This window comes from Winogradskyella rapida (assembly GCF_042675845.1).
Lineage (GTDB): Bacteria > Bacteroidota > Bacteroidia > Flavobacteriales > Flavobacteriaceae > Winogradskyella > Winogradskyella rapida.
Genome location: NZ_JBHTKM010000058.1, coordinates 3,978 through 6,202 on the forward strand (window position 1 = coordinate 3,978; position 2,225 = coordinate 6,202).

A 2,225-nucleotide genomic window follows, 5' to 3' on the forward strand; every position below is an offset into this window, starting at 1 on the left:
GTTAGTTGCGTGGTTAGGCAACTAAGTTAGCAAACATTTACGAACCCGTGAATATTCCGCAGGAATATTCGCAAGTAGGCTAGAACCTAGCAATTAATTATACACGGTGTTGGCAACCGTTTTTATTTTAATTACTTAAATTTACGATATATGAAACATTTTAAAATTCCTAAAAACAACTGGAAATCCATTCCTTTAGATTCAGCTAAATTCATTTTAGAAGAAGGTAAAGATTATTTGGATTACACACTTAAAGAATCGGATAAAATAACAAATAGAGCGTATTCATTAGTTATTTTATTGTCTACAGTTTTAGCGGCAATTGTCGGCTACACTTTTACAAAACTAACATCTGAATCATTTTCAAACATATTCGTTATGAATTTATATTTTTCTTTTGTTTTATCTGGTTTTATTATTTTTTTAGCAACATTGGTTTTTCCTCGTTCAATAATGCAGAAAGGTCGAATTCCTTCGAAATTAGCGCAAGAATCTTTGCTTTTAAATCCTAAATTAAATTCCGGTGAAATTTATCTATCCTATGTTGTTAGAGAAATAGAAAACACTCAAGATAAGATTGATTTTAATTTAATAAAAAACGCAGATAGAAGAACAAAATTAGAAGTCAGTTTATATATAATTTCGGCTTTGTTACCAATTTATCTTTCTATCGCTTTTTATATTGTTAGCTAATTTCAATTGGTTCTTGATTTGTTTCAGTTGAAGGGTCGCTTCCTGGAATTTCAGGAAAGTCAAAATTTTCATCGTCTGGTGCTTTAAAATTAAATTTCATATTATTTGTTTTTATTTTTTTAAGTATGAGTGGCAAATGGTTGCCAACGTGTTTGTGTATGGTTAGTTGCGTGGTTGGGCAACTAAGTTAGCAAACTTTAACGAACCCGTGAAAATTCCGCAGGAATTTTCGCAAGTAAGCACTTAAAAAGCAATTAATTATACACGGTGTTGGCAACAGTTTTTATTTTTTAGACTACAGTATGTCGTTCAAATCTTGTCTTCCGACAATTGCCATTATTTCAACAACGTTATTATTTATTTTATAGTAGATACTATCTATTCCACAAACATATCTCCTATAGTCTTTTTTAATGTAGTCTACTGACTCAAATGAAAATGGTCTTTGAGAAATAATGTCAAAATATTCAAAAAATGATTCAAAATATTTATCTGCTTGAGTCATTCCAAATTTTTGAATTCCGTAATGATGAATTCTTATTAAATCGTTTTTAGCTTCGTTACTTAATCTGTATTTAGCCATTTAATAACGACTTTGATTGAGCTAAGATTTCATTCTTAGTATCATTTGTAAATCCGCTTTTTTCAGCATTATTCAATTTTTCTCGAACCCAGTCAATTTGTATTTGCTGTTTTCTAGCTTGCCTTATTAAATCGTTTACTAATTCGCTTTTACTTGAATATTCTTTTCCGTTGACTTGGGCTTTTAGCCATTTGTCGTTAGGTTCTGTAAATGATATACTTTGTCTTGACATAATTTAATTATTTGGTGTAAATATACATCAATTACGAATCAATTCCAAATTGTTGCCAACGTGTTTGTATATGGTTTGTTGCGTGGTTTAAACACTAAAGTTAGCAAATAAAAACCGAATATAAAATCCGAGAGGATTTTCGTAAGTAGGCTAGAACCAGCAATAAATTATATACGGTGTTGGCAATAGTTATTTTTCAGTTCGTTTTTGAATTCTTTCGACAATATTTTTATCCGTTTTATATTCAGTTTTGGCTTTTTCCTATTATTTTATTCGCTTAAATGAATATTCTTTGTTGTAAATTTTTCTATTATTTTTCTTAATCAGAATCATAGAATCACATTTAAATACATTAAAGTATTCTTCTTTTAATTGTTCAGTATTTTGTTTCAGCATAATTGAGTCGCCTTTCGTTTTTAGAATACCGTTACAATAATAAATTCCGTTTATTCCATCGTAAGTTGTTATCTGGAAAGTTGAATCTTTTATTTCAAGTTTATGAGAGTATTCATTCTGATAAAGTCCATTCAAACTTTTCGGCATACAAGACGTAAATATCAAAATCGTAATACTCAATATTAATTTTATATAATGTTTCATTTTAATTATTGCCAACGTGTTTGTGTATGATTTCGTTGCGTGTTTTAAGCACTAAAGTTAGCAAATAAATCACAGATAGAAAGTCCGAGAGGACTTTCGTAAGTAGGCTATAACTAG

At 29.3% G+C, this 2,225-nt stretch carries 3 protein-coding genes; 1 reads left to right on the forward strand and 2 read right to left on the reverse strand.

Annotation, left to right across the window (positions count from 1 at the left end; translation table 11 throughout):
- Window positions 1–150: 150 nt before the first annotated feature.
- A complete protein-coding gene (locus ACFQ13_RS07390) occupies window positions 151–693 on the forward strand; it encodes a hypothetical protein (protein ID WP_386115756.1) in 543 nt (180 codons plus the stop codon).
- Between the two features lie 295 nt (window positions 694–988).
- Here the strand turns inward: ACFQ13_RS07390 and ACFQ13_RS07395 are convergent, their stop codons facing one another.
- Both ACFQ13_RS07395 and ACFQ13_RS07400 read right to left on the reverse strand, forming a co-directional pair.
- On the reverse strand, window positions 989–1,276 hold the full coding sequence (locus tag ACFQ13_RS07395) for a type II toxin-antitoxin system RelE/ParE family toxin (RefSeq protein WP_386115759.1): 288 nt from the start codon (window positions 1,274–1,276) through the stop codon (window positions 989–991).
- The gene (locus tag ACFQ13_RS07400) at window positions 1,269–1,508 is read right to left on the reverse strand and encodes a ribbon-helix-helix domain-containing protein (protein ID WP_386115761.1); all 240 of its coding nucleotides are present in this window, start codon (window positions 1,506–1,508) and stop codon (window positions 1,269–1,271) included. The genes ACFQ13_RS07395 and ACFQ13_RS07400 overlap by 8 nt, the downstream gene beginning before the upstream one ends.
- Window positions 1,509–2,225 lie beyond the last annotated feature (717 nt).

Bases quoted from the DNA above. Each gene is read 5' to 3' on its own strand.
- ACFQ13_RS07390 (WP_386115756.1), top strand. From the start codon at position 151: ATGAAACATTTTAAAATTCCTAAAAACAACTGGAAATCCATTCCTTTA.
- ACFQ13_RS07395 (WP_386115759.1), bottom strand. From the start codon at position 1,276: ATGGCTAAATACAGATTAAGTAACGAAGCTAAAAACGATTTAATAAGA.
- ACFQ13_RS07400 (WP_386115761.1), bottom strand. From the start codon at position 1,508: ATGTCAAGACAAAGTATATCATTTACAGAACCTAACGACAAATGGCTA.